The following is a 26,210-nucleotide window of genomic DNA, read 5'->3' on the forward strand; positions in this document are numbered from 1 at the left end:
GCCCACAATCGATAATGTCACTATTAATAATTTATTGTTTTAGCTCTAAGATCATCTGAGTTGATAATCCAAAAAGTTGTTCTATATCCATAATGAATATCGTACTCATAGAGTTATAATGATATAACCCAAATATAGAATAAGTTTTTCGTATTACTACTATTTATTAATATAGCGTAATTATTGTTATAGAAAAGCAATTTTTAACTTTATTTAAATGACTCTGAGTAAAGCGATATGCTTTTGTTCGGCTTTTTTAAGCTTCGATACCACAAGATTATAGGAATTGGAGATCAAATCTTCGATAAGCTCTTCATCCAATTCAGATTCATCATAGATTGAAACCCAGTGTCGTTTATTCATGTGCCATCCAGATCGAATATAAGGATAAATATCTTTTAACATATGTCCATGATCTGGTTCGACTTTTAAATTAATCGCAGCTTTGCCTTGTAAGTGAAATGCGAGCAAAAAGACTTTATCCATAATTTTATAAACATCACATCCCTCACCAAACGGTTGACTGACAGTGACTTCAGGAAGTTTTAAAGCTTGTGATGCTGCCAATTGATGTAAATGCATATTAAAAACGAATGGGTATTGTGGATAATGATTAAATTATCCACAGAATGAGAGAGGTTTGTGAATAACTTATGATGAACAACTGACTTGAATTTCAGGGACATCACTAGCTAAAGGGCCTAAGTCTTCTGGTTGTTCAAGACGTTCTTGTTTGGTGTATGGTGTTTGAAGAAGTTTGAACAAGCGATCAACTTCAGAGAAATCATCACGTTCAGCAAGTTCAATTGCTTTCTGTGCCATATGGTTTCGTAGAACGTAGTGTGGATTGGCTGTTAACATCGCTTGATCGAGATCGTCAGTGTCTTGATTTTCTCGTATTGAGAGATATTGGTGAAGAAACCGCTCAAATGCGATACGATTAAGGCAATCATCTTTGATTTGTTCATACGCTTTATTCTGTAAACGAATAAAACTTTGGGTGTAATCAAGTTGCTCTGTTTGTAAAATATGTAGGAAAGCCATTGCACAATCAAAGCTATCTTTATGAAAACTTGGTAATCCCATTTTTTGACTTAAACCAAGTTTATAGTGCTCCAGGAACGTTGGTTCATAGTGTTCTAAACAGGAAGACAAGTCTTGTTTCCATTGCTCTCGATCATAATTTTCTGGACAGAGAAGAATGAGGCTATTTAACCAAGTCCATAAATTCCAGTGCCCGATACTCGGCTGGTTCTGATACGTATAGCGTCCTTGGTAATCAGAATGATTGTTGATCCAATTAGGACGGAAACGCTCCATAAAACCATAAGGTCCGAAATCTAAAGTTGTACCGGTAATATTCAGGTTATCAGTGTTCATAACCCCATGGGCAAAACCTATCAGTTGCCACCTCGCGATCATGATCGCAGTACGTTGAATGACTTGAGTTGCAAAAGAAAGAACAGGTTGTTCTGTCTCCAAACATTCAGGGTAGTGCCATTCAATGCACTTTTGTGTAAATTCTTGCAGTAGATCTGGCTGAAATTGATTAATCCACTCAAAGTGACCTAAGCGAATATGTGTATCACACGTACGCAACATCATCGCGCCACGTTCAAGTTTTTCTCGTTGTACACCTTGATCTGATGATACAAAACCAATCGCATTACTGGATTGAACACCTAGGGCATTGAGGGCGTGTCCAGCCAAATATTCACGAATAACGGAACGTAACACTGCACGACCATCGCCTCTCCGAGAATAGGGGGTAGGGCCAGCACCTTTAAGATGTAAATCGACCGTGTTGTTATTTTGATCCAGGATTTGAGCAATGAGTAAACCGCGACCGTCACCAAGCTGTCCAGCCCATTGTCCAAATTGGTGACCCGCGTATACCATCGCCAAAGGTTCAAACTCAGCAAAAGTTTTTTGCCCGCTACAGATTTCTACCCAGTTCATCTTATCTTCTTGAGTCCACAGTAACTCATCTGCAAGTGCTACATTAAAATGACCAGGTTTAGTCCCTTTTAGAGGAAGAGGTTGTTGATGATGATACAGTCGAGCGGGTAGTGTGTTATAGCGAGAATTGAACTGCATATAATTTTTCAAAATGTGATGAACAACTTTGACTATAGCAAAATTCAATACATAAAACTGTGACTGCTACATTGGAAATGGTATCGAAAAAATAAAAAAAGCCCCGATCAACGGAGCTTTGGAGTAACTGAAGAGTCTCTTGAATGAGTTATTCAGATACTGGTGATTTCTTTAAATTACGAACCAATAAGTTCAATGTCTCTCTATGATGAGATAAACGTTGTTCAACCAATTGGAATTCAACTTTCAGTTTACTATCCATTAGGTGAATTTTTTCAGCAACAGCTGCTTTTTTGGCATTAATTTCTTGCTCTTTAAGCTTCGCCCAATCATTTAGAGTTTGCGTAAATGCTTCATATTCTTGAGCAATTTTTGTTTTAACTGTCACAATATCATCATTGACGTTATGGCCGTAAACAGCGAGATCTTGTTGCGCATATTTAAACTTCATTGCAAGCTCAGCTTTTTTAATATTAAAACTTGGAATACGTCGTAAGTTTTTTGCGAGCCCTAGTTTTGAACACGTCCAGATCAACCATTTAGTTGGATCGTACTGCCACCATTTTACGCCATTGCGATAGTCGTATTGGAAGATATGATGGTAGTTATGATAACCCTCACCCCAAGTCGCAATAGCAAGAACAAAGTTGTCACGTGCAGTATTTTCATCTGTGTACGGACGTTTGCCCCACATATGGCATAGCGAGTTGATAAAGAAGGTCACATGATGGCTTAAAATTAAGCGCATTAAACCACCCAATAATAACACTCCCCAGACATCACCAACTGCCCATCCAATAGGAAGAAGAATAGCGGCATGAACGACAATCACGAGAGGGATGTAATATTTATCTTGGAACATGACAATTTTGTCAGCCAATAAATCAGGGGCGTTTTTGTAATTTGCTTCAGCTGCTGGATAGTTCCGTAGCATCCAACCGATGTGCGCGTACCAGAAGCCATTGTTAATTGAGTAGGGATCTTTTTCTACATCATCAACATGACGATGATGGGTACGGTGACCTGAGGCCCAATACAAAATGCTGTTTTGTACAGCAAAGGTTCCCATAATCATTAAAATGATTTTGAGTGGTACAGTCGCTTCATAAGCACGATGTGCCCATAAGCGGTGATAACCTGCGGTAATGCCAAGACTGCTCAGACCCAACAGCGCAAACATACTGATCCACGCAGCAAGCGAGAAATCATGATGATAAGCATAAAGTGGAATCGCAATAACGGCGACAATAGGTAAAAACACCAATGCAAATACTGCAATCCAGTTGATTGGGGCTTTGGGTAGGGGAGCATTCATCTCCAACAGCACTCCTAGAACCTTTAATAGGTTAAAACTAAATCCACTCACAAATTTGTGAGGTTAGACTCGTTAATACTAACATGGGCGAACATGTGTTCACTAGCATTATTGTACAGTTGTATTGTTTAAACCGTAACAGAATACATCATTGTATAAATTCGACTTTGGACGAATTCCAAAAAATAAATTAGAAAAAATAATCAAATAAGTTTTTGAATTTGAAAATATTATAGGTGAGACATCATTAACTTGGGATAATCAGTAATTAAGCCTTGAACTCCTAAATCCTTAAGCTGTTTAGCACGATCTATATGATTGACTGTCCAAATACTAATATTTAAATTTGCGGAAAGTGTGGAGGCAATGATCTCATTTGTAGCAAGTTCGTTCATCCAACCAATTTGACAACATTCAAATTTCAAAGCTTGATCAATGGCTGCATGCTTTATATCGGTTTCAACCAGTAATCCACGCTTAAACCTTGATTTTTGCTGTTGAAGGGCTTGATGAATTTTAGGATCGAAACTGGTGATAATGGCGGAATCTTCAAAGCCTATTAATTGTTGATCTAAGGCTTCGACAATCTTTTCTGCGGCCTTCATCGATTCAACAGCTTTGACCTCAACTTCAATATGATTAAAATTATGAATAATTTTGAGGGTTTGATCGAGTAGAGGCGTAGCTTCGACTTTATTCCATTCAGACCACGTTACGGCATGATTATACTGCGCTAAATCTTGCTCATCACATTCGTATAAATGTTTAGCTTGGCCTGTAGTACGAATAAAGTCATCATCATGCATCACGATCAGCGCATTATCTTTGAGTTGACGAACGTCAAATTCTACAGCGCGGATACCAATATCTTGAATATATTGAAATCCACCGAGGGTGTTTTCAGGTGCTTCCCCACGCGCACCACGATGACCAATTATTTTCATAAAACACCCTGAAATTTCAGGGTGATTTTAGTGCTAAATCATGAATGAAATATGACGATTTTTAATCAAAATTTTGATTAAAAAAGCATTTTAAGTGGATGGGGCAATCAACATGCAGACCTTTTTACACTTTTAAGGTCAGGCCTCAATCGTCTCATTGATATTCTTTTGCCAAAGCACTTCTGAGCCACCTTCAGCACGTTGTAAGGTACGAGATGCGACGAATAACCAATCAGATAAGCGGTTCAAAAGTTGCAATGATGTGGCTTGGATATTTTGATCACGTTGATGAACAGACATCACGCTACGTTCAGCTCTACGGCAGACAGCACGTGCTTGATGAGCAAAACTGCAGACTAATGTACCAGCTGGCAAAATAAAGTCTTTTAGCATGGGTAATGCTTCGTTCATACGATCAATATCATTTTCTAAAAATTCAATACATACTGGTTGAACCAAGTTAAATCCAGGAATGCAGACTTCGCCGCCTAAATCAAATAACCAATGTTGAATCAGACTGAGTGATTTATCCCATTGAGCTTTGTCTTCAATGCTACTTAAAGCAATGTGCGAACGTAATACACCAATGGTCGCATTGAGTTCATCGACATCACCTAACGCATCGATACGTAAATCATCTTTAGGTACACGTGAACCATCGCCTAGTCCGGTAGTGCCCGTATCTCCCGTGCGGGTATAAATTTTACTTAAACGGTGACCCATGAGGTTTCCTTTAAATTTTTTTAAGTGCTAGATATGAAAAGAATCATGCCATAGGCATGACATGATTCTCAAAAGTATTTATGAGTCAAAGAATGCTTAGTATCTGAATGTCACACCAGCAGAAGCTAAACGTCCACCATTGACATAATATTGCTCACCAGCACTGTGAACAGTTTTATAGTTCACATCACCAACGTTTTCAATATTGGTAAACAGTTTTACATGCGGGTTAAGGTTCCAGAATGCATTTAAGTCTACTCGAGCATATCCTGGAATATCTTGGCTAAAATCCTTTGCTTTTGATTTGGCAACGAGCGAAGCACTTAAACCATAATTTGCATTTTGTAAACCTGCTGAAACAGTAACTGATTGACGAGGACGACGTAATAACTCAGTATTTTTTTCAGTATCTTCAGTTTTGATATATGTATAGCCTGCATTGATAAAGTACTGATCATTTGTCCACTGTGCTGTCAATTCACCGCCTGTCATTTGTGCTTTATCAACGTTTTGGTTTTGGTAAGTTGGGAACGTATTCACCCAATCGCCATCACAAGTACTGACGCAGATTGAATTAATTAGATTATCAACTTTGGTATAGAAAGCAGAAGCACCCAATGAAATATTAAGTGGGAGTTTTTGATCAATACCAATTTCATAAGAAATGCTTTCTTCTGGCTTAAGTTGTTCATTACCACCATAGGCATATAGATCATTTAATGTAGGTGCTTTAAATGCAGTGCCAACATTGGTGTAAATACTTGTTGTAGGAAGCAATTGGTATCTGAGTGCACCCTGCATGACTGTGTGTGAACCAAACTTTTCATTGTCTTCTAAGCGGATGCCAGCTTGCGTACTCAAGCCATCGGCTTGATATTGATGCTGAATATAGTAACCTGTTGAATTAATATCTTCGTTTAATGCATCGGTTTTAGCTTCAGTATTACGTTGGGTCACACCAACTAGAATATTTTGGGCTGGTACAAAATTCCATTTGCTATAAAGCTCAGCCTCTTGAGTTGTACTGTGTACAAAACTATTAGAAGTTACTTGCTCCAAATCATCTTTAAATTGGGATAAACGTGCATGAACTTCAAGCTGATCAGTTGGGTTAATGCGTCCCTTTGCATTTATGATTTCATTTTCAAAATCTTGACTTGAGAATGTACCCCAGTTGTTGTATTCCCCATTTCCTGAGTTCTGACTGAAATCTAAAGATGCAGCATAACGTTTTTGATCTATACCAAACTTGGCACTATAACCTTTTTGATCAAAGCTATAGTTACGTTTATCATTCATATTAAATACTGGCGTACCGTCAGTTTCTAATATTTGACCTCGAACTTGTGCATAGATGCCATTTTCAGCTAAATCTGCGCCAACAATCGATTTATAGGTGTTATTTTCACCAATTTCACCTGTAATAAAAGCTGTAGTTTTTTCTGGTGTGCGCGTGACAAATTGAACCACCCCTCCAATTGCATCAGTTCCATAAAGTACAGATGCTGGACCTTTTAGAACTTCAATTTGTTTAAGATCAGTGGTGTCTAAAAATGGAATAGAGGCAGCACCAGTTGTCGCTGTATTTAAGCGGACGCCGTCACGTAGCACTAGAGTTTGATTTGAATTCGTGCCTCGTAAAAAAATTGAAGTTTGTTGACCGTAACCGCCAGATTGAACCACGTTAATGCTAGGATCTGTTTTAAGTAGGTCTGGCAGAGCTTTAATTGGTGACTGTTCGAGAATCTGTGGCTGGATAATTGAAATACGTGCAGGTACGTTTTCAAGCTTTTCTTCTGAGCGAGTAGCTGTGATTACAATAGTTTCTAAAGTTGCATTAGAAGTTGTTTGTTCTTGAGCAAAAACTGATGTAGTAAAACCCATCGCAATAGCGATTGCACCAACCAAAGCTGTTGGTTGACATTGAATAGACATAACGTGCTCCATACATTCACTTCCCCGTGAATGATTGAGTGGAAGAACACAACAAGCAGGTATCCGGACTCAAATGTAGTAACTGGATTACTTACATTTCCACCTTCCCACATATGACATGCAGTGGTGTAAATCTCTAAAAATCAGAAATCTATTGAGAAATGCTTTTCATTTTTTACCGTTGCGGGGGCAGTGTTGGATTTTCACCAACTTCCCTAAAGCGATTGCTTTGACTTGTTGCAATTTGAGCGCAGTATAAAGAGCGCTTCTCATTTAAACAATCTTCACACCGAATATTCTGAGTGAACTTTACGCAAGATGAAAAAATTGCTTTACAATGAAGCGCCCAAAAATGATAGATCGGCTATGATGAGGGTGGATTAGAGCTAGAATAGATGCGAACTCGTGCAAAAATATGCGGAATTACCCGATTAGAAGATGTCCAAGCTGTTGTGCAAGCTGGTGCGGATGCTATAGGATTTGTGTTTTTTCCACCAAGTCCAAGACACGTAGATGTTGAGCAAGCATCACTGTTGGTTCAAGCGATTCCTGCTTATGTGCAATCAGTTGGATTATTTGTTAATAGTTCAGCCGAAGAGATCCAAAACATACTTAAAAAAGTCCCTTTAGATATTTTGCAGTTTCATGGCGATGAAAGTCCAGAACAGTGCAAACAAATTGCTCAAGCAGTGGGTCGCCGCTGGTATAAAGCAATTCAAGTAAAACCAGAACTAGATATCGTTGAAGAAATCAATAAATATCAAAAGTTTGGTGCGAGTGCTGTGTTGTTGGATGCATGGCATCCAGATTTAAAGGGCGGAACAGGCCACAGCTTTGATTGGACAACATTTCCAAAATTAAATATTCCATTGATCTTGGCAGGAGGACTAAACCCTGACAATATCGAGCAAGCAATTCTTACAACACAAGCATATGCTGTGGATGTGAGCGGCGGTGTAGAGTCCGCAAAAGGTATAAAAGACCAACAACTCGTAGAACGCTTTATGCAAGGAGTCCATCGTGGATCAGCAAACCGTTAATCAACAAGATCAAGTGATTGACTATACCCAATACCCTGATGCAAAAGGGCATTTCGGTATCCATGGCGGACGTTTTGTGTCAGAAACTCTAATGGCTGCACTAGAAGATCTAGAGCAACTGTATTTCCGAATGAAAAATGACGAACAGTTTTTGGCAGAATTCGACCGTGACCTCGCTTTTTATGTAGGTCGTCCAAGTCCGCTTTATTATGCTGAGCGATGGTCAAAGGAGTTGGGTGGTGCACAAATCTATTTAAAACGAGAAGACTTGAACCATACTGGCTCCCATAAAGTAAATAACACGATTGGTCAGGCTTTACTGGCGAAGTTATCAGGCAAAAAACGTATTATTGCTGAGACTGGTGCAGGTCAACATGGTGTGGCAACAGCGACCATCGCAGCGCGTTTAGGGCTTGAATGTGTTGTATACATGGGTGCAGATGATGTGAAACGCCAAGCGATGAATGTATATCGTATGCGTTTATTGGGCGCGACTGTTGTTCCTGTCGAAAGTGGTTCTAAAACATTAAAAGATGCCATGAATGAAGCCATGCGTGATTGGGTAACAAATGTCGATTCTACCTATTACGTGATTGGTACAGTTGCAGGTCCACATCCATATCCTCAATTGGTACGTGATTTCCAATCGATCATTGGTCGTGAAGCACGCCGTCAAATTCAAGAGCAAGCAGGTCGTCTACCAGATGCATTGGTTGCTTGTGTCGGCGGTGGTTCAAATGCGATGGGCTTGTTCTATCCATTCCTGAATGATCAAGAGGTGAAAATGTACGGTGTTGAAGCTGCTGGTTACGGTATTGAAACTGGCAAACACTCTGCTCCATTAAATGCTGGTCATGTTGGTGTGCTGCATGGTAACCGTACTTATCTGATGTCAGATGCGCAAGGTCAGATTATTGAAACACACTCAATTTCAGCAGGTTTGGATTATCCTGGTGTAGGCCCAGAGCATAGCTTCTTAAAAGATATGAAGCGTGTTGAGTATGTTCCAATTAATGACAATGAAGCATTACAAGGCTTCCGTGACTTAACTAAGATTGAAGGTATTATTCCTGCACTTGAAAGTTCGCATGCGATGGCATATGTGACTAAGTTGGCTCCAACGATGTCTAAAGATCAAATTATTATTGCGACGGTTTCAGGTCGTGGTGATAAAGACTTAATGACAGTTGCACGCATTGATGGCGTGGAAATGGTAGAGATGTAATTCACCCTTTAAGCCTCTCCCTTTGGAATGGTAAGCACTGCTTCGTAAGGGGAGAGGTGCTATTTAGAAAATCGCATTTAAGCCATTGGATGCGATTTTTTTATGCGCTCTAGAAAAGCTAAAATATTTTCCTAAAATTTGATTTTTGGATCGGTGACACGGATGTCGTCTGTATTTCTGTGATACAGGCAAGTATCATCAGAAATACAAAATGATTTTGTTACTTTTACCGAAAAAAAGTAAGGCAGTTTGGAGTGTGAATCTATTTGAGATTCAGATTTGAAGAGCTATTTCATGGACTTACTTTTACGTTACTTTGGAAAAGCCCAAAGTAACCGAAGGCTTTCTGTTGAGCAGATATTACATTCTTGTAATACTGCTCAACGGGGGACATCCATGTCGCCACCACGTATCCATTATCGTTGAATTGGTCAGGTTAATCTTTAAACCCTGTATAAAAATCAGTAACACAGCCAATCCATTCTTTTCAGTAGTGGCAAATCCAAATTCAGGTATGATTAATGGTCTTGTCAAAGCCAAAGGAAATCAACCATGCCAAGCCTATTTCTTGTAATGCTCGGTGGTCGTCATGCACGTGCCAATACTGAAGTGCATGATGTGGTTTTGGCTGTTGGGGATTCACTAGAAGAAGTCTATCCTCAACTCAAAAATGCTTGGTTTGGTGAGCAGAAAGGCTTACATATTGATGCTTGGGCGAAGGTAAATGGAGTGGAATATAATGAGCAGCAATTCCAAATCCATTTTACAGATGCAGCTCCTAATGAAAACGAAATGAAACTCTGGTTGATTAATTTGGGTGGGTACCACGTTAATGAGTTCGGAGAGCTACATCGTTATGTATTAGTACCCGCTTTAAATACTGCATCGGCTAAAGAGCGTGGAAAATCATTCTTTGGAAAAGATTGGCAAAAACAGCATACAGATCGGGTTTTGGACATTGATGATTGTATTGCCATTGATCATGTGCATGGTCGTTATGTGCAATTGATTGAGGGTCAATTTAAAGAAGGGTACTGGGAAAATACATACATCACGATCGGATAATTTTTAATAAAGAACAAATTTACTATCTATATGAATTTATGTGCTAAGAATGGCTAAATAAAATCTTTATGTGGAATAAGTGCTGAAATCCAGAGCTTGTCTATATATCAGTGATTCGAGTGATTACATATCAATAAAACCGCTATTAAATATGTAAAAAACGCATTTTATTGATAGATGAATAAAAGCTATGCTGTGCTTCGTTAAAATTAAACTACTAGCTGTACGCCATGTATTTATATACTGATTTCGATCAGCAACTGATCAATGAACGTGTTGCACAATTCCGTGATCAAACGGAACGTTATTTAGCTGGAAAGCTTACTGAAGATGAATATCGTCCATTACGTTTACAAAATGGATTATATGTTCAGCGTTATGCGCCGATGCTTCGCGTCGCTGTACCTTATGGTTTGATGAACTCTAAACAGCTTCGTAAAATTGCTGAACTCGCTAAAGCGTATGACCGTGGTTATGCACACGTTTCTACTCGTCAAAACTTTCAATTTAACTGGCCAGCATTAGAAAATGTGCCAGACATGTTGCAAGAGTTGGCATCAGTTCAAATGCATGCGATTCAAACATCTGGTAACTGTATTCGTAATACAACAACAGACCAATATGCAGGTGTCGTTGCTGGTGAAATTGAAGATCCAAGACCGACATGTGAGTTGATTCGTCAGTGGTCAACTTTCCATCCAGAATTTGCATTCTTGCCACGTAAGTTCAAGATCGCAGTTTCTGCACTTGCTGAAATCGACCGTGCTGCAACGGCATTTCATGATATCGGAGTGTATATCGTTCGCAATGAAGCGGGAGAAATGGGCTACAAAATCATGGTTGGCGGTGGTTTAGGTCGTACACCGATCATTGGTGCTGTGATCAAAGAGTGGTTACCACGTGAAGACCTTATTGCTTACTTAGAAGCAGTACTTCGTGTGTATAACTTACACGGTCGTCGTGATAACAAATATAAAGCTCGTATCAAAATCTTGGTAAAAGCTTTAACACCTGAAGTTTTTGCTGAAAAAGTTGAAGCTGAATTTGCACATACAATTAAAACTTTAAAAGTTGATGCAGATACTCTGGCGAAAATGGACCAGAACTTTACACCATTTGCGTACCAAGATTATGCAGATGAAGATTTCTCAGAACTGTTTGCTGCACATCCGAAATTCAAACAGTGGTTTAACATCAATACCAATGCACACAAAGTGAAAGGTTACCGCATCGTAACAATTTCATTGAAACGTGCAGGCGTTGCACCAGGTGACGTGACCACTGAAGAAATGAACTTGATTGCTGATCTTGCAGATAAGTACACTTTTGGTGAATTGCGTACCACGCATGAGCAAAACATTGCCCTTGTCGATGTACCGCAAAAAGATTTATTTGAGCTTTGGACGATTCTTGAAAAGAATAACTTGGCTCGCGCGCACATTGGTTTCTTAACTGACATTATCTGCTGTCCAGGTGGTGATTTCTGTTCGTTGGCAAATGCGAAATCTATTCCGATTTCTGAAGCGATTTCACGCCGTTTTGATGATTTAGATACGATTTACAACTTAGGTAAATTAGACTTGAACATCTCAGGTTGTATGAATGCCTGTGGTCATCACCATGTGGGTAATATTGGTATTTTAGGTGTCGACAAGAAAGGCGCAGAATTCTACCAAATTACATTGGGTGGTAATGCAGACCATGATGCCTCAATCGGTGACATCTTAGGACCATCATTTGCTGCTGAAAAAGTACCAGATGTGGTGGAAGAAATTTTGAACACTTATCTTGATTTACGTCAAGAAGGTGAAGAGTTCATTGATACTTACCGTCGTGTAGGAATTCAACCATTTAAGGAGCGTGCATATGCTTAATACCGCACTACAAGTGCTCTCTAAGGATGGCACGATTGCAGACAATACTTATCAACTGATTGGTGAAGATGGCGTATTGCCACAAGGTGATGTGGTTTTAACGGTGGAGCAGTTAGACCAGCTTGCCAATGTTTCAGGTAAAAAAGCACTTTACCTAACCGTAGATGCCTCACCTGAAAACAATGAATTCCCACTTGATCAGCTTGATGCAATTTTTATTGAGTTTGCAGGTTTTAATGATGGTCGTGGGTATTCATTTGCCGCATTGTTACGTCGCCAAGGCTTCCAAGGCGAACTTCGTGCAACAGGTGATGTATTCAAAGACGTGTTGAACTACATGAAGCGTGCTGGTTTCGATACTTTCGTGATTAAAGAAGGTAAAGACATTGCAGAAGCAGCGGCAGGTTTAAACGACTTTACTCAACCTTATCAAGCGTCGACTGCTGTACCAAAACCAAATTATCAAACGGGTGCTTAATTTTATTAAGTGATAAAAAAGCTGAACTTAGGTTCAGCTTTTTTTATTTAATGGAAACAAGATTTAGGTATTCATAGTTCAGCCTAAGCGCTATTCAAAATGACACATAGAAGGTCAAAGTTTAATCATATGTCTATTTAGAGCAGATTTTTTTAATTCATTCAGAAATATATAGCGACAAAGCCTTTAGTGCAGCGGTTTTTTATATGATTCAATTGATCGATTAACACTGATTTAAATGATAAATTTGCTCCAAAAAAGTGCAGTTTATTGTAGTATGTTAGTATTCATTTGATCATTTTTGGTGCGGGTTTTTCTCCATTCAATCAGACTGTTTTGCGGTATATGTTTAGTACTCAGTCTAGTGATCTTGCCATCATTTAAATAGTGAAGCAGTTGTTATGCAAAATTTGATTCGTATTGGTATTGTCGGTTATGGCAACCTCGGTCGTGGCGTTGAAACGTCAATTCAAAAGAACCCAGATTTAGAGCTTGTGGGAATTTTTACACGCCGTGCACCTGAATCAGTGTCTCCTTGCTTTAGTGACACGAAAGTTTTTCATATGGATGACTTAAATGACCTTCAAGACAAAATTGATGTGTTGATCTTATGTGGTGGATCTAAAGATGATCTTCCAAAACAAACACCAGAATTGGCAAGTAAATTCAACACAGTAGATAGTTTTGATACGCATGCACGTATTCCTGAGTTTTTTGAAGCAGTGAATGAGCCTGCACTTGCTAACAAAAAAACGGCAATGATTTCGATTGGATGGGATCCAGGCATGTTCTCAATTAATCGTTTATTTGGTGAGGCATTATTACCAGATGGTGAAACCTATACTTTCTGGGGTAAGGGTTTGAGTCAAGGTCACTCAGATGCGATTCGCCGTGTGGCGGGTGTTAAAGCAGGTATTCAATATACTATTCCATCACAAGATGCGATTGATAAAGTTCGTAGTGGTTCACGTCCTATATTAACCACTAAAGAAAAACATACTCGTGAATGTTATGTTGTGCTTGAAAATGGTGCTGACGCTGAAGCTGTAAAGCAGGCGATTGTGACCATGCCAGACTATTTTGCAGAGTACAACACGACTGTGAACTTCATTGATGAAGAAACGCTTCGTAACGAGCATAATCGTATGCCCCACGGTGGATTTGTCATTCGCAGTGGTAATAGTAGTGCAGAGCAGACTCAAGTAATGGAGTTTTCGTTGAAATTAGATAGCAATCCTGAGTTTACTGCAAGTGTACTTGTGGCTTATGCACGTGCATGCTACCGCATGAATCAAATGGGTCAATATGGCGCGAAAACTGCATTTGACGTTGCACCAGGCTTATTGTCAATGAAATCTCCAGAGCAACTACGTAAAGAAATTCTTTAAGTCTAATAATTCAAAGCTATGCTTTGAATTGAGATTATAAAAAAGCCTCTAGCTAAGTAGAGGCTTTTTTATTTACCCTCCTTTAGTCAAGAAGGGTTTAGGGGAGGATTGATCATTTAAATCTCCCTCAAGCCCCTCTTTGAAAAATAGGGGCTTTAGACGCTTTAGATTAACTCAATCGCCACTGCAGTTGCTTCGCCACCACCGATACAAAGCGCAGCAATACCACGTTGACCACCTGTGCGTTTAAGTGCATGGATTAACGTTAAAATAATCCGTGAACCTGTAGATCCTACTGGATGTCCTAAAGCACATGCTCCGCCGTTGATATTTACTTTTTCAGGGTCGAGTTTGAACTCATCAATAGGACACATTGTGACCATTGCAAAAGCTTCGTTGATTTCCCAAAGGTCGACTTCTGCGACATTCCAACCTGTTTTATCGAGAACCTTTTGGATTGCACCGACTGGTGCAATCGTAAACTCAGAGGGATGTTGTGAATTAGAGGCATATGCCACAATTTTGGCTAAAGGATTTAAACCCTTTGTATGTGCTTGTTCAGATGAACTGATAACCAAGGCTGAAGCACCATCAGAGATCGAGCTGGCATTGGCAGCAGTGATCGTACCATCTTTAGCAAAAGCTGGGCGAAGTGTTGGTATTTTATCGATGTTTGCGTTAAAAGGTTGCTCATCTTTATCTACAACGACATCTCCTTTACGAGTTGACACAGTAACAGGGACGATTTCATCGTTGAAGTAGCCTTCAGTAATCGCAGTTTGAGCACGCTTTAATGAACGTATTGCAAAGTCATCCATTTGCTCACGGGTATAGCCTTTAGTGTTGGCCATATCTTGAGCAAATGAGCCCATCAAACGACCAGTTTCAGCATCTTCTAAACCATCGAAGAACATATGATCTTTGATTTCACCATGACCCATGCGGTAACCACCACGTGCTTTAGGTAAGACGTAAGGAGCGTTGGTCATAGACTCCATACCGCCTGCAACCACAAAATTTGCTGAACCAGCTTTAATCATATCAGCTGCTTGCATCACAGCTTTCATGCCTGACCCACATAATTTATTGATTGTCACTGCACCTGTCGAGTCAGGTAGTCCAGCTTTGCGCATGGCTTGGCGAGCAGGGCCTTGTTTTAAACCTGCAGGCAAAACGCAACCCATAATGACTTCTTCAATGTCTGCTGGCTGCAAACCCGAGCGTGAGATAGCCTCTTTAATGGTCACTGCACCCAGTTCTGGTGCAGTCACACTTGATAAACTTCCCTGAAAGCCGCCCATTGCCGTACGTGCACCATTAAGGATGACGATATCAGTCATTATTCTCTCCAATTTATTTAGCTTTGTTTTACAGCTTGAGTATATGTAATATCAGGCCAATTAATATTGGCTATAGTGTGTAAAATGTGACTGATAAGTTGTCATTCACATGTCTTAGTTTCTTCAAGACGAGTCTGTCCCATCATTGAAAGTCTAACGATTAGATTTGATTTATTTGAATGTGCACAGTATTTAAAATGTCCTATTGATCCACGTGGTAAACCAGAGTCTGGTTGGAAGGTGATCGTATTCTTGCTGGTAACACCACCTTTCCAACTGAAATCACCATATTGGTAATCTGTCGAAGTTGCTTGAATAAGCTTTTCGTGAGGATCGAATTGTTGATTGTGATTCTGATCTAGAAAGATGATAAACCCTTTATGCCATTGACTGTTCTTACACGATTTTAAATCTTGAGAAGCACAGATAATCACAGGGCTTCGGTAACTTACAGCATTGGCTTTAGCTTGGCTGATGGCTTGCCGTACCGTGCTAAGAATTTGCGCCCTTTCTTGATTTTCACGAAATTCATGATAATGAGGGAGTGCTATCATCACAAGAATACTAATAATGACGATCGTGAAAATGAGTTCTAAAAGGGTAAAAGCAAGAGATTTACAATAGGAATACATTTTAAAGCTTCTAGTATTTGTTAATTATTTGAATTTATAGATAATCTTGGTGAAGTTATATTATAAGCTGAAGTGCTAAAAAATGATTACTATCACCTTTGAATGCTGTTAATATACCAAAAATGAAAAGATAAGTTATTCATGCGGATAAATTGAGTAAAAAATTACCGAATTACAACGGAAATTGTAAGTAATTTTGTCAATAATTTACTTGATTAAAGTAATCAAACACTTGGAATTCACTTTAAGTGTTTGTATGATTCAACATGAGTAGCTTAAAAAAAATACTGGGGTATAAAAAAGCCTATCTCAGGAAGCCATAATTATTTTAGGCTGAGCTTGAAAAACAATTGTTATCTCTGGAGGATATCCATGAAATTGAGTCGTATCGCACTTGCTATGCTTGTTGCTGCTCCATTCGCTGCTGCTAATGCTGGTGTAACTGTTACTCCACTATTAGTGGGTTACACATTCCAAGACACTCAACACAACAACGGTGCTGCTGATCACTTATCTGACAGCATTATCGAATTACAAGACGATTTATTCGTTGGTGCTGCGTTAGGTATTGAACTTACTCCATGGTTGGGTTTTGAAGCTGAATATAACCAAGTAAAAGGTGATATCGAAGGCACAATTACTGGTAATGATGTTGGCGAGTACAAGCAAACTCAAATCAATGGTAACTTCTATGTTACTTCTGATTTAATCACTAAGAACTATGACAGCAAAATTAAGCCATACGTTCTTTTGGGTGCTGGTCACTACAAATATGAATACGATGGTGTAAATCTTAAAGATGACGAAGGTACTTTAGGTAATGCAGGTGTAGGTGCTTTCTGGCGCTTAAATGATGCTCTATCTCTTCGTACAGAAGCTCGTGCAACTTATAACATCGACGAAGATTTCTGGAACTACACAGCACTTGCTGGTCTTAACGTAGTTTTAGGCGGTCACTTGAAGCCTGCTGCTGAAGTAGTAGAAGTTGCTCCAGTTCAACCAGCTCCAGCTCCAGTTCAACCAGCTCCACAAGAGTTGACTGAAGATCTTAACATGGAACTTCGCGTATTCTTCGATACGAACAAGTCTAACATCAAAGATCAGTACAAGCCTGAAATTGCTAAAGTAGCTGAAAAATTAAACGAATATCCAAATGCAACTGCTCGTATTGAAGGTCACACTGATAATACTGGTCCACGTGCGTTGAACGAACGTTTATCTTTAGCTCGTGCTAACTCTGTGAAATCTGCTCTTGTAAGCGAATACAACATTGACGCTTCTCGTTTAGCGACTCAAGGTTTTGCTTGGGATCAACCAATTGCTGACAACGCAACTAAAGAAGGTCGTGCGATGAACCGTCGTGTATTCGCTACGATTTCTGGTAGCCGTACAGTAGTTGCTCAACCTCAAGCAGCACAATAATCTTTAATTGATTATTAAGAACAGCTCTTCGGAGCTGTTTTTTTTAACTCTTTTTTAAATAATGTGATATATTTCACAAAATATAATGAACAACACAATGAGAATAAAGATGAAATATAGTTTAATAGCAAGCTTATGCATTGCTTTAACTTTGACGGCTTGCACAACGACAAAGATGCAATCAACTACTGGTGTACAAGACTTGGATCAAAAGATATTAAATGAATTAAAACAAGGTTTACCGCTCTACTTTAATCACAATTCCCGTCAAATTGATGTTCGGTATCAACCTTATTTAACAGTAGCTTCAAAAGTTTTGGCGCAGAATAAAAGTTTTATACTTCAAGTGGATGGACATACAGATAATCGAGGGTCAGTATCAGCGAATCAAAAAGTATCTCTTGAGCGAGCAAATGCTGTGCGTAATGAATTGGTGATGCAATATAATGTTGATCCTAAACAGATTTCGACACAAGGCTATGGCCCAAATCAGCCAATTGCGGATAACACGACAGAAGAGGGTCGAGCATTGAATCGTCGAGTGAATTTAATCTTAAAAATACAATAAGATCATAATCTAACAATAAAAAAACAGCTCAATTTGAGCTGTTTTTTTATTTTATTAGTCTTGATCGACTTGAATTGGTTTTACATCCATATCTTGATATTGAATCAACTTGGTTTTGTACTTGAACTTATAAACTAGCCATATTGCTAAGAATAAGAAGATCCCAATATATGTGGAGACTACTGCGATCCACTCCCCATCAAGTACGGCTTGATAATTTTGACCTAACACAACGATTGCACACAAAATAAAAGCGAACCACGGTGCAAAAGGGAAAAATTTTGCACGATATGCTAAATCTTCTAACTTATATCCTTGAGCCAAATAGCCTTTCCTGAATCGGTAATGAGAGATTGCGATACCGAGCCATACGATAAAGCCACACATACCAGACATATTCAGAAGCCAATTAAATACTTCCTCTTCACCAATAAATGTCGTCAAGAAGCATAGTGCTGCGATTGCTGTCGTAGCATAAAGTGCATTCATTGGTACACCGCGACCATCAAGTTTGGAGAAAACTTTGGGTGCACTTCCATTTTTTGCCATATCAAACAGCATTCGTGTGGAAGAGTACATTCCTGAATTTCCGGCAGAAAGGATAGCCGTAAGAATGACTGCATTCATGACACTTGCAGCGAAAGCAAAGCCTGCTTGTTCATAGAGTAAAGTAAAAGGTGATAATGCAATATTCTCATCTGAAGCAGCTTGCATTAGACGAGGATCATCATACGCAATCAATGTACCGATAATAAAAATACAAACGATATAGAATAAGAGAATACGCCAGAAGATCTGTTTAATCGCAATAGGAATGGTTTTCTTCGGATCTTTCGACTCACCAGCGGCAACACCAACCATTTCAGTACCTTGAAATGAGAATCCTGCGATCATCGCGACACCAATTAATGCTGACAAACCACCTACAAATGGCGCTTCACCCTTTGACCAATTTGCGAAAGTTGCAACATTGGGTGTCATCATGATTTTGGCAATCATGAAAATACCAATGATGATAAATGCAATGATGGCAAGAACTTTAATGAGTGAGAAAAAGAACTCAGACTCACCAAAACCTTTGACTGTTAAGGCGTTAATACCAAAAACGATAGCAAGGAAAATGGCACTCCAATAGAAACCTGGGATATCAGGAAACCAAAATTTCATGATGAATTGAACTGCAACAAGTTCAAATGCGACGGTTATCGCCCAGTTGTACCAATAGTTCCAGCCTAGTGCGAATCCAAACCCACCTTCGACATATTTGGTGCCATAGGTGAAGAAAGCACCTGATGTTGGATTGTGTGTTGCGAGTTCGCCTAAGCTGGTCATGAGGAAGTAAATCATTACGCCAATTAAACAATAGGCAAGTAATGCACCACCAGGGCCCGCATTGGCAATTGTTGCACCCGAAGCTAGGAATAGTCCTGTACCGATAGAACCACCAATGGCGATCATATTAAGATGGCGTGCTCCAAGCTTTCGCTTAAGTTGACCGGTTTCGCTCATCGAAAGTTCCTTATGATTTCTTTTGAGTACTTGCAAACAGTACTTTAAAGCCTTGTTGATCAGTCAAAGTTTCACATTGACCAAAATTTTGCTCAATGAGAATTGGGTAGTTTAAAAAACGATTTGCCACGATCCAAAGTTCACCACCAGATTTTAGATGGCGACGTGATGTCTTACAAAGATTCTCACTCGCATTGTAATCAGTGTATATACCCTGGTGGAAAGGAGGGTTACTGACGATGGCATGTAAAAATAGTGGCGCATCTTCAATGCCAGTCACAGCTTTGATTTCGAGCTGTTCTGGTGACAAATTATTTTTTTCAAATGTTAGGCGGGTGGAGGCGAGCGCAAAAGCATCCACATCAAGCGCAAAAATACGATTTTGGGGATTCAATTTGGCTAAATATGCACTGATAATGCCAGCACCACAACCGAAGTCAGCGATTTTACCTGAACTCACTCGATTGAGGTAGGGGAGAAATACAGCTGTACCAATATCAAGTTTATTTTGACTAAATACACCAGGTAAAGCATAAATCTGTAATTCGCCATTCGGTGTTGGAATTGTATATTGTTGAGCCCAATTTTCTAAAGTTCGAGGCGTAGGAGTCTGATCGATAATTAATTGCCACATTTGACAATGACGAGCGCTATCAAGTTTGACACATTTGCCAAATGGAACGAGTTGTTTTGCTGCTCGTTCAACGCCACCTTTCTTTTCACCGACAAGAAAAATTGATGCACCAAGACCGAGTTTTAATACCACACTGTGTAGTAAGTAATTCAAAAGCTCTTTGGCTTTAGGCACAAAAACAATAACTTGATCATATTCTGCTTCAGGCATATCCGTCCCAAAATGAACAGGAATATTTTGATTTTGGAAAAATAGAAAGTCGTTATAATTCCATGTCCATACTGAAGCCTGAATATTTTTATCGAGCTGAGTGCTTAAGTCATCAGTTGGTGCATTGACTAATAATATTCGACCTTTCAGAAAGTTATGTTGACGAATAACAACTTCACTTTGAGGAACCATATATTTCTCCACAGAATAAAAGAGCCCAGACAATGCTGGGCAGTCTTTGATTCAATCTAAATTATTTCTTTGCTTCAGGTAGAACGAAGTTCAAGATCAAGGCTGCAATGCCGCCAGTTGCTACACCAGAGCTAAATATATTACGAATGAGTTCAGGCATATGTTCAAGAATCTGTGGAACTTGAGCAACACCTAAACCAAGAGCAAGTGAAATTGCAATAATAAGCAATGCACGGCGGTCAAGCTGAATACCAGAAAGGATATTAATCCCTGATGCTGCAACAGCCCCAAACATCACCATGACAGCGCCCCCCAGTACAGCTTGAGGAACAGCTTGGATGATGGCAGCCACTGCTGGTAGTAAACCCAAAATAACTAATAGCGCGGCGATCCATATACCCACATGGCGACTAGCAACACCAGTTAATTGGATTACTCCGTTGTTTTGAGCAAAAACAGAACTCGGGAAAGTATTAAATAAGCCTGCGAGTAAGGAGTTTGCACCGTTGACGAGTACACCACCTTTAATACGCTCCATCCATTTCGGACCATCAACAGGCTGATTAGACAATTTAGAGGTCGCGGTGATATCACCAATCGCTTCTAATGAAGTAACCAGATAAATAAATGCCATTGGTATAAATAAACTCCAAGAGAAGTCTAAGCCAAAGTGCATTGGTGTAGGGATTTGAACCAAAGGTGCATTTTCTAAGCCAGAAAAATCTAAATGGCCCATGAAGCCTGCTAACGCATAACCTACGATCAGTGCAATTAATATCGCACTACTCTTGACCCATGTAACATTTAAGCGGTTTAAGAGAATGATTAATGCCAAAACAGTACAAGACATAATGAGATTGTCTGTATTGGCAAAAGTATTATTCCCCATCGCTTGGTAACCACCACCCATTGAGATTAAACCTTCTTTAATCAAGGTTAAGCCAATGAGAAGTACAACAATACCAGTCACAAGTGGAGTAATGAGTTTTTTCACCCATGGTAATATGCGTGAAACGCCCATTTCAATGAATGAGCCTGCAATCACGACACCAAAAATTGAACCCATAACAGTTTCAACTGGAGTTCCTGCGGCAACCATTGCTGAGCCAATCCCAATAATAGGACCGATAAAGTTAAAACTTGTACCTTGAACAATCAGTAAGCCTGCACCGAAAGGACCAACCTTTTTACTTTGTAAGAATGTCGCAATACCTGAAATCACCAATGACATGGAGAGGATCATGTTTGTATCTTCTTTAGAAACACCTAAAGCCAAACAGATCAATAGACCAGGAGTAACAATCGGAACAATAATGGCAAGTAAATGCTGAATGGCAGCGAGAAAAGCGATGAACGGTTTTGGTTTATCGTCTAAACCATAAACAAGATCGAGTTTCGGTTCTTGAGATTGGTCGGGAGCAGACATGGTCTATACCATCTAGATTAAGCGAAAGTGCCGACATTCTAATCGAGTTACATGCGTTTACAAAACCGAAACATAACCATTCGTCAAAAAAAAATGAAATTGTAAAGAAACAGTCACTATAAAAGTTTAGGATTTTTCTGTATAATTTGCCCTCAAATTTAAAGCGTATCGAATTTACATGTCAGATATTAAAACTCTCCGTAATATTGCCATCATCGCACACGTCGACCATGGTAAAACGACTCTTGTCGACAAACTTTTACAACAATCAGGTGCTTTGGGTGAACGCGCGGGTGAGATCGAGCGTGTCATGGATTCAGGCGCTATTGAAAGTGAACGTGGTATTACCATTCTTGCAAAAAACACTGCAATCAAATGGTTAGATAAACGTACTGATACTGAATACCGTATCAATATCGTGGATACCCCGGGACACGCCGACTTCGGTGGTGAAGTTGAACGTGTAATGTCGATGGTTGACTGTGTACTTCTTTTGGTAGACTCACAAGAAGGTCCAATGCCACAAACTCGTTTCGTAACGCAAAAAGCGTTCGCACGTGGTTTGAAACCAATCGTAATTATCAACAAAGTTGACAAGCCTAATGCGCGTCCTGACTGGGTAATCGATCAAGTATTCGATTTATTTGATAACCTTGGTGGTACTGACGAACAGTTAGACTTCCCTGTGGTTTATGCATCTGGTCTTCGTGGTGTAGCAGGTCCTTCACCAGAAGAATTGGCTGAAGACATGACTCCGTTGTTCCAAACAATCGTAGACATCGTTGAGCCGCCAGCAGTGGATGTTGATGGTCCATTCCAAATGCAAGTGTCTTCACTTGACTATAACAGCTTCGTTGGTGTTATTGGTGTTGGTCGTATCCAACGTGGTTCAGTGAAATTGAACACACCTGTAACGGTAATCGACAAAGATGGTAAAACACGTAACGGTCGTATCTTAAAAATCATGGGTTACCATGGTTTAGAGCGTATCGACGTTGAATCTGCTTCTGCAGGTGACATCGTATGTGTAACAGGTATGGACGAACTTCATATCTCTGACACGATTTGTGATCCTAAACATGTTGAAGCATTGCCACCGCTTTCTGTAGATGAGCCTACAGTATCGATGACATTCCAAGTTAACAACTCACCATTCGCCGGTAAAGAAGGTAAGTTTGTGACCTCACGTAACATCCGTGAACGTCTTGACCGCGAATTGATTCACAACGTAGCACTTCGTGTAGAAGATACTGACAGTCCTGACCGTTTTAAAGTGTCGGGCCGCGGTGAACTTCACCTTTCGGTATTGATCGAAAACATGCGTCGTGAAGGCTTCGAGATGGGTGTATCTCGTCCGCAAGTAATCTTGAAAGAGATTGACGGCGAAATGCAAGAGCCATACGAAAACGTAACATTTGACGTAGAAGAACAGCATCAAGGTGCTGTGATGGAACAAATGGGTAACCGTAAAGGTGAAATGACCAATATGGAAGTCGACGGTAAAGGTCGTATTCGTATTGAAGCAACTGTACCTTCACGTGGCTTGATTGGTTTCCGTTCAGAATTCATGACCATGACTTCAGGTACTGGTATCATGACCTCAAGTTTCTCGCACTATGGACCAATGAAACAAGGTTCTGTTGCAAAACGTCAAAACGGTGTGTTGATTTCTATGGTTCAAGGTACATGCTTGGGCTATGCATTGTTCAGTTTACAAGACCGTGGTCGTCTATTCGCTAAACCTCAGTTAGAAGTTTACGAAGGTATGATCATTGGTATTAACTCTCGTTCTGACGATATGGTTGTAAACCCAACTAAAGCGAAACAATTAACAAACGTTCGTGCATCAGGTACTGATGATGCATTAACACTTGTTCCTGCGATTGAATATACGTTAGAACAAGCACTTGAATTTATTCAAGATGATGAGCTTGTTGAAGTTACACCTAAATCAATTCGTATTCGTAAGCGTTGGTTGACTGAAAACGAACGTAAACGTAATAAATCTTAATTGATTTAAATAAAAAAACCGCTCAAAAGAGCGGTTTTTTTATATCTTGACTACATCATTTAAGATATGAAATAAAAGTTGTTGAATTGTTGTAGTTGATTTGGACAAGATCTTGTTTATTTAAACAGAGATACTTATGATTTTGGTGGAAAACCAACGAGTTTAGACGGAAATATCATTAAGAATAATGTATATTATGTCACATTAATGCATAGAAAAATTTTGGAGAAAAAATGAGCATTATTAAAGAGTTTAAAGAATTTGCCGTAAAAGGCAATGTAATGGATCTGGCAGTCGGCGTGATCATTGGTGGGGCGTTTGGTAAAATCATCGATTCAATGGTTAAAGATGTCATCATGCCAATTATCAGTTGGATCTTAGGCGGTGATGTAGATTATTCAAACTGGTTTGTTGTATTGGGCGATAATCCAAATAACCTTACAACGCTTGCTGCTGCTCAAGAAGCAGGTTTAAATGTTTTGGCTTACGGTAATTTCTTGACGATTCTCATCAACTTCATCCTGCTTGCATGGGTGGTATTCTGGTTAGTGAAATTGATGAATAAAATGCGTCGTAAGCAAGAAGAGGAAGCTCCAGCACCTGAAGCTACCCCAGAAGATATCGAATTACTTCGTGAAATTCGTGACGAATTAAAACGTAAAGGTTAATGCTTTTACAATGAAAACGGCGCTAAATGCGCCGTTTTTTATATCTCATCATTTTTTTAAAATCGCCCGAAATCCCCCTTTGTCAAAGGGAGGCCGGGAGGTATTGATTCTTAGCTCTCCCTTGCGAAGCGATGCTTCTCATCTCCTAAAAGGAGAGGGAAATCCAGGAAGTTTAAAAATCCATACGAAATTTAATTTCGAGTAAATGCCAGCCGAATTGACTCTTAATTGGTCCATGTAATTCACGTTCAGCCAAACTAAAAACTGCCTTATCGATAGGACCAACCAATTGTCCTTTCTTAACCTCACCTAATTCCCCTCCTTTTTTTCCTGAGGGACAAGTTGAGTGTTGCTTAGCAATTTTAGCAAAATCAGCACCGTCTTTAAGCTTTTGTTTAAGTTGGATACACAGGTCTTTATCTTTGACTAAAATATGCCGAACAATTGCTGATTTCATTTGGATTTTACCTTTGATACAGGATTCTTTGAGGCTTGAGGTCGCTTAATCGGTTGACACTCAGGGCAAAAAACAGAAGCACGTTGCCCGAGTTTAATATTTTCTAAAGTTGTTTCACAGTTGATGCACATTTCACCAGCGCGCCCATAAGCCAATAGCGTTTGTTGAAAATAGCCATTTTCGCCCATGGCATTGGTGTAATCACGTAAAGTAGATCCGCCTAAATCAATTGCTTGTTTAAGAATTCGTTTGATTTCAATGACAAATTTTTCAATTTGTAGCCGTGTAAGACTTGAAGCGGGTTGTGCAGGGTGAATGCCCAAATTAAACAGACTTTCAGTTGCATAAATATTTCCAACACCCACAACAATGTGGTTATCCATAATTGCAACTTTGACTGCAACACTCTTATTTTTAAATTTCTGCTCTAGATAGTCCGCATTGAAAGCTTCACTTAAAGGTTCAGGGCCAAGCGTATCTAAAAGTTTGGTTTGAGCATGATCATCTAGCCATAAAATGCAACCAAAACGACGAGGATCGTGGTAGCGTAATTGGATATCATCGAATTGTATGATGAAATGATCATGCTTTCTCAACGCATCACGTGAATCACACAAACGAAAGCTTCCTGACATTCCCAAGTGCCATAACATGGTCACATTTTCAAATTGTGCCAAAATATATTTGGATCGACGTGTTAGCCCTATCAGTCGTTGACCGACCAATTGATTTACATCATTTGGTATAGGCCATCTCAGACTTGAATTATTGACTTGAACAGAAAGTACTTTTTGATTCAGCAAAGGGAGCAAGCTGGTTTTCGTGGTTTCAACTTCAGGTAATTCAGGCATGGAAACTCTGTTAAATGGGCGAGTAGAAAAATATTGGGTTAAATGAGGATATTGCAAGCAGCATCGAGTGAACTACAAGATATTACGCTTGAACAGAATATGATACACAATCCATCTAGTGCCTTCATGGTTAAGTTTTAAAATGTTTTTTAAAGCATTCAATGATGAAATGAACTTAGATGATTTATCACGTAAATGCGTTGTAC

23 protein-coding genes and 1 riboswitch are annotated in these 26,210 nt (G+C 39.5%); of the genes, 10 read left to right on the top strand and 13 right to left on the bottom strand.

From position 1 onward, the window contains the following. Positions 1 to 213: 213 nt before the first annotated feature. The 6 genes from AC1M9N_RS09755 to AC1M9N_RS09780 all read right to left on the bottom strand — a co-directional run bounded on the left by AC1M9N_RS09755 (position 214) and on the right by AC1M9N_RS09780 (position 7,014). Positions 214 to 582 carry an MmcQ/YjbR family DNA-binding protein gene (locus AC1M9N_RS09755; RefSeq protein ID WP_481954672.1) on the bottom strand — a complete coding sequence of 123 codons (369 nt, stop codon included), beginning with the start codon at positions 580 to 582 and terminating at the stop codon, positions 214 to 216. A 69-nt stretch (positions 583 to 651) separates the two neighbouring features. Next, positions 652 to 2,097 carry a protein adenylyltransferase SelO gene (locus tag AC1M9N_RS09760; RefSeq protein WP_481954673.1) on the bottom strand — a complete coding sequence of 482 codons (1,446 nt, stop codon included), beginning with the start codon at positions 2,095 to 2,097 and terminating at the stop codon, positions 652 to 654. A gap of 148 nt (positions 2,098 to 2,245) precedes the next feature. Then, on the bottom strand, positions 2,246 to 3,412 hold the full coding sequence (locus AC1M9N_RS09765; RefSeq protein WP_035265557.1) for an acyl-CoA desaturase: 1,167 nt from the start codon (positions 3,410 to 3,412) through the stop codon (positions 2,246 to 2,248). 230 nt (positions 3,413 to 3,642) lie between these two features. Continuing rightward, positions 3,643 to 4,356, bottom strand: coding sequence for a glycerophosphodiester phosphodiesterase (locus AC1M9N_RS09770; RefSeq protein WP_180028285.1), 714 nt, complete (start codon positions 4,354 to 4,356; stop codon positions 3,643 to 3,645). Between the two features lie 138 nt (positions 4,357 to 4,494). After that, a complete protein-coding gene (locus AC1M9N_RS09775; protein ID WP_035265549.1) occupies positions 4,495 to 5,079 on the bottom strand; it encodes a cob(I)yrinic acid a,c-diamide adenosyltransferase in 585 nt (194 codons plus the stop codon). 96 nt (positions 5,080 to 5,175) lie between these two features. Further along, positions 5,176 to 7,014 (bottom strand): TonB-dependent receptor plug domain-containing protein, encoded by a 1,839-nt coding sequence (locus tag AC1M9N_RS09780; protein WP_481609074.1) that lies wholly within the window; start codon positions 7,012 to 7,014, stop codon positions 5,176 to 5,178. 37 nt (positions 7,015 to 7,051) lie between these two features. After that, positions 7,052 to 7,267: riboswitch (cobalamin riboswitch) on the bottom strand. A 142-nt stretch (positions 7,268 to 7,409) separates the two neighbouring features. Between AC1M9N_RS09780 and AC1M9N_RS09785 the strand changes: the two genes are divergently transcribed. The 6 genes from AC1M9N_RS09785 to AC1M9N_RS09810 all read left to right on the top strand — a co-directional run bounded on the left by AC1M9N_RS09785 (position 7,410) and on the right by AC1M9N_RS09810 (position 14,084). After that, entirely contained in the window at positions 7,410 to 8,054 is a 645-nt protein-coding gene (locus tag AC1M9N_RS09785; RefSeq protein WP_035265546.1) for a phosphoribosylanthranilate isomerase, read from the top strand. Further along, complete coding sequence (gene trpB / locus AC1M9N_RS09790; RefSeq protein WP_092767544.1) at positions 8,035 to 9,279, top strand: tryptophan synthase subunit beta; 1,245 nt, start codon at positions 8,035 to 8,037, stop codon at positions 9,277 to 9,279. The genes AC1M9N_RS09785 and trpB overlap by 20 nt, the downstream gene beginning before the upstream one ends. Positions 9,280 to 9,831: 552 nt before the next feature. Next, positions 9,832 to 10,344, top strand: a complete 513-nt coding sequence (locus AC1M9N_RS09795; RefSeq protein WP_481954674.1) for a DUF1543 domain-containing protein — start codon at positions 9,832 to 9,834, stop codon at positions 10,342 to 10,344. Positions 10,345 to 10,574: 230 nt separating this feature from the next. Then, on the top strand, positions 10,575 to 12,218 hold the full coding sequence (locus AC1M9N_RS09800) for a nitrite/sulfite reductase (protein WP_179998965.1): 1,644 nt from the start codon (positions 10,575 to 10,577) through the stop codon (positions 12,216 to 12,218). Next, positions 12,211 to 12,696: a DUF934 domain-containing protein gene (locus tag AC1M9N_RS09805; RefSeq protein ID WP_481587188.1), complete on the top strand. Its 486-nt coding sequence runs from the start codon at positions 12,211 to 12,213 to the stop codon at positions 12,694 to 12,696. The genes AC1M9N_RS09800 and AC1M9N_RS09805 overlap by 8 nt, the downstream gene beginning before the upstream one ends. Positions 12,697 to 13,097: 401 nt before the next feature. Continuing rightward, on the top strand, positions 13,098 to 14,084 hold the full coding sequence (locus AC1M9N_RS09810) for a diaminopimelate dehydrogenase (RefSeq protein ID WP_481596047.1): 987 nt from the start codon (positions 13,098 to 13,100) through the stop codon (positions 14,082 to 14,084). A 164-nt stretch (positions 14,085 to 14,248) separates the two neighbouring features. Here AC1M9N_RS09810 and AC1M9N_RS09815 read toward each other — a convergent pair whose 3' ends face one another. Both AC1M9N_RS09815 and AC1M9N_RS09820 read right to left on the bottom strand, forming a co-directional pair. After that, complete coding sequence (locus AC1M9N_RS09815; RefSeq protein WP_481596048.1) at positions 14,249 to 15,424, bottom strand: thiolase family protein; 1,176 nt, start codon at positions 15,422 to 15,424, stop codon at positions 14,249 to 14,251. Positions 15,425 to 15,525: 101 nt separating this feature from the next. Next, positions 15,526 to 16,056 (bottom strand): GspH/FimT family pseudopilin, encoded by a 531-nt coding sequence (locus AC1M9N_RS09820; RefSeq protein ID WP_481609075.1) that lies wholly within the window; start codon positions 16,054 to 16,056, stop codon positions 15,526 to 15,528. 372 nt (positions 16,057 to 16,428) lie between these two features. Between AC1M9N_RS09820 and omp38 the strand changes: the two genes are divergently transcribed. Both omp38 and AC1M9N_RS09830 read left to right on the top strand, forming a co-directional pair. Further along, positions 16,429 to 17,478, top strand: coding sequence for an outer membrane protein Omp38 (omp38, locus tag AC1M9N_RS09825; protein ID WP_481596050.1), 1,050 nt, complete (start codon positions 16,429 to 16,431; stop codon positions 17,476 to 17,478). Between the two features lie 109 nt (positions 17,479 to 17,587). After that, entirely contained in the window at positions 17,588 to 18,046 is a 459-nt protein-coding gene (locus tag AC1M9N_RS09830) for an OmpA family protein (RefSeq protein WP_481610145.1), read from the top strand. A 54-nt stretch (positions 18,047 to 18,100) separates the two neighbouring features. Here the strand turns inward: AC1M9N_RS09830 and AC1M9N_RS09835 are convergent, their stop codons facing one another. The 3 genes from AC1M9N_RS09835 to AC1M9N_RS09845 all read right to left on the bottom strand — a co-directional run bounded on the left by AC1M9N_RS09835 (position 18,101) and on the right by AC1M9N_RS09845 (position 22,017). After that, positions 18,101 to 19,555, bottom strand: coding sequence for an amino acid permease (locus AC1M9N_RS09835; protein WP_092767523.1), 1,455 nt, complete (start codon positions 19,553 to 19,555; stop codon positions 18,101 to 18,103). Between the two features lie 10 nt (positions 19,556 to 19,565). Further along, positions 19,566 to 20,591 (bottom strand): methyltransferase, encoded by a 1,026-nt coding sequence (locus AC1M9N_RS09840; RefSeq protein WP_481954675.1) that lies wholly within the window; start codon positions 20,589 to 20,591, stop codon positions 19,566 to 19,568. 61 nt (positions 20,592 to 20,652) lie between these two features. Beyond that, positions 20,653 to 22,017: a uracil-xanthine permease family protein gene (locus tag AC1M9N_RS09845; RefSeq protein ID WP_035270592.1), complete on the bottom strand. Its 1,365-nt coding sequence runs from the start codon at positions 22,015 to 22,017 to the stop codon at positions 20,653 to 20,655. 178 nt (positions 22,018 to 22,195) lie between these two features. On the opposite strand from AC1M9N_RS09845, the gene typA reads away from it, so the two are divergent. Next, positions 22,196 to 24,028: a translational GTPase TypA gene (typA, locus tag AC1M9N_RS09850; RefSeq protein WP_035270590.1), complete on the top strand. Its 1,833-nt coding sequence runs from the start codon at positions 22,196 to 22,198 to the stop codon at positions 24,026 to 24,028. Between the two features lie 233 nt (positions 24,029 to 24,261). Further along, positions 24,262 to 24,696, top strand: a complete 435-nt coding sequence (gene mscL / locus AC1M9N_RS09855; RefSeq protein ID WP_035270698.1) for a large conductance mechanosensitive channel protein MscL — start codon at positions 24,262 to 24,264, stop codon at positions 24,694 to 24,696. Positions 24,697 to 24,868: 172 nt separating this feature from the next. On the opposite strand, the gene AC1M9N_RS09860 is transcribed toward mscL, so the two are convergent. Together AC1M9N_RS09860 and mutM are read right to left on the bottom strand one after the other, a co-directional pair. Then, complete coding sequence (locus AC1M9N_RS09860; protein ID WP_180028291.1) at positions 24,869 to 25,153, bottom strand: peptidylprolyl isomerase; 285 nt, start codon at positions 25,151 to 25,153, stop codon at positions 24,869 to 24,871. Continuing rightward, positions 25,150 to 26,004, bottom strand: coding sequence for a bifunctional DNA-formamidopyrimidine glycosylase/DNA-(apurinic or apyrimidinic site) lyase (mutM, locus tag AC1M9N_RS09865; RefSeq protein ID WP_481591722.1), 855 nt, complete (start codon positions 26,002 to 26,004; stop codon positions 25,150 to 25,152). Before mutM ends, AC1M9N_RS09860 begins: the two co-directional genes overlap by 4 nt. Positions 26,005 to 26,210: the final 206 nt, after the last annotated feature.

The organism is Acinetobacter sp. ANC_7655 (assembly GCF_056784015.1).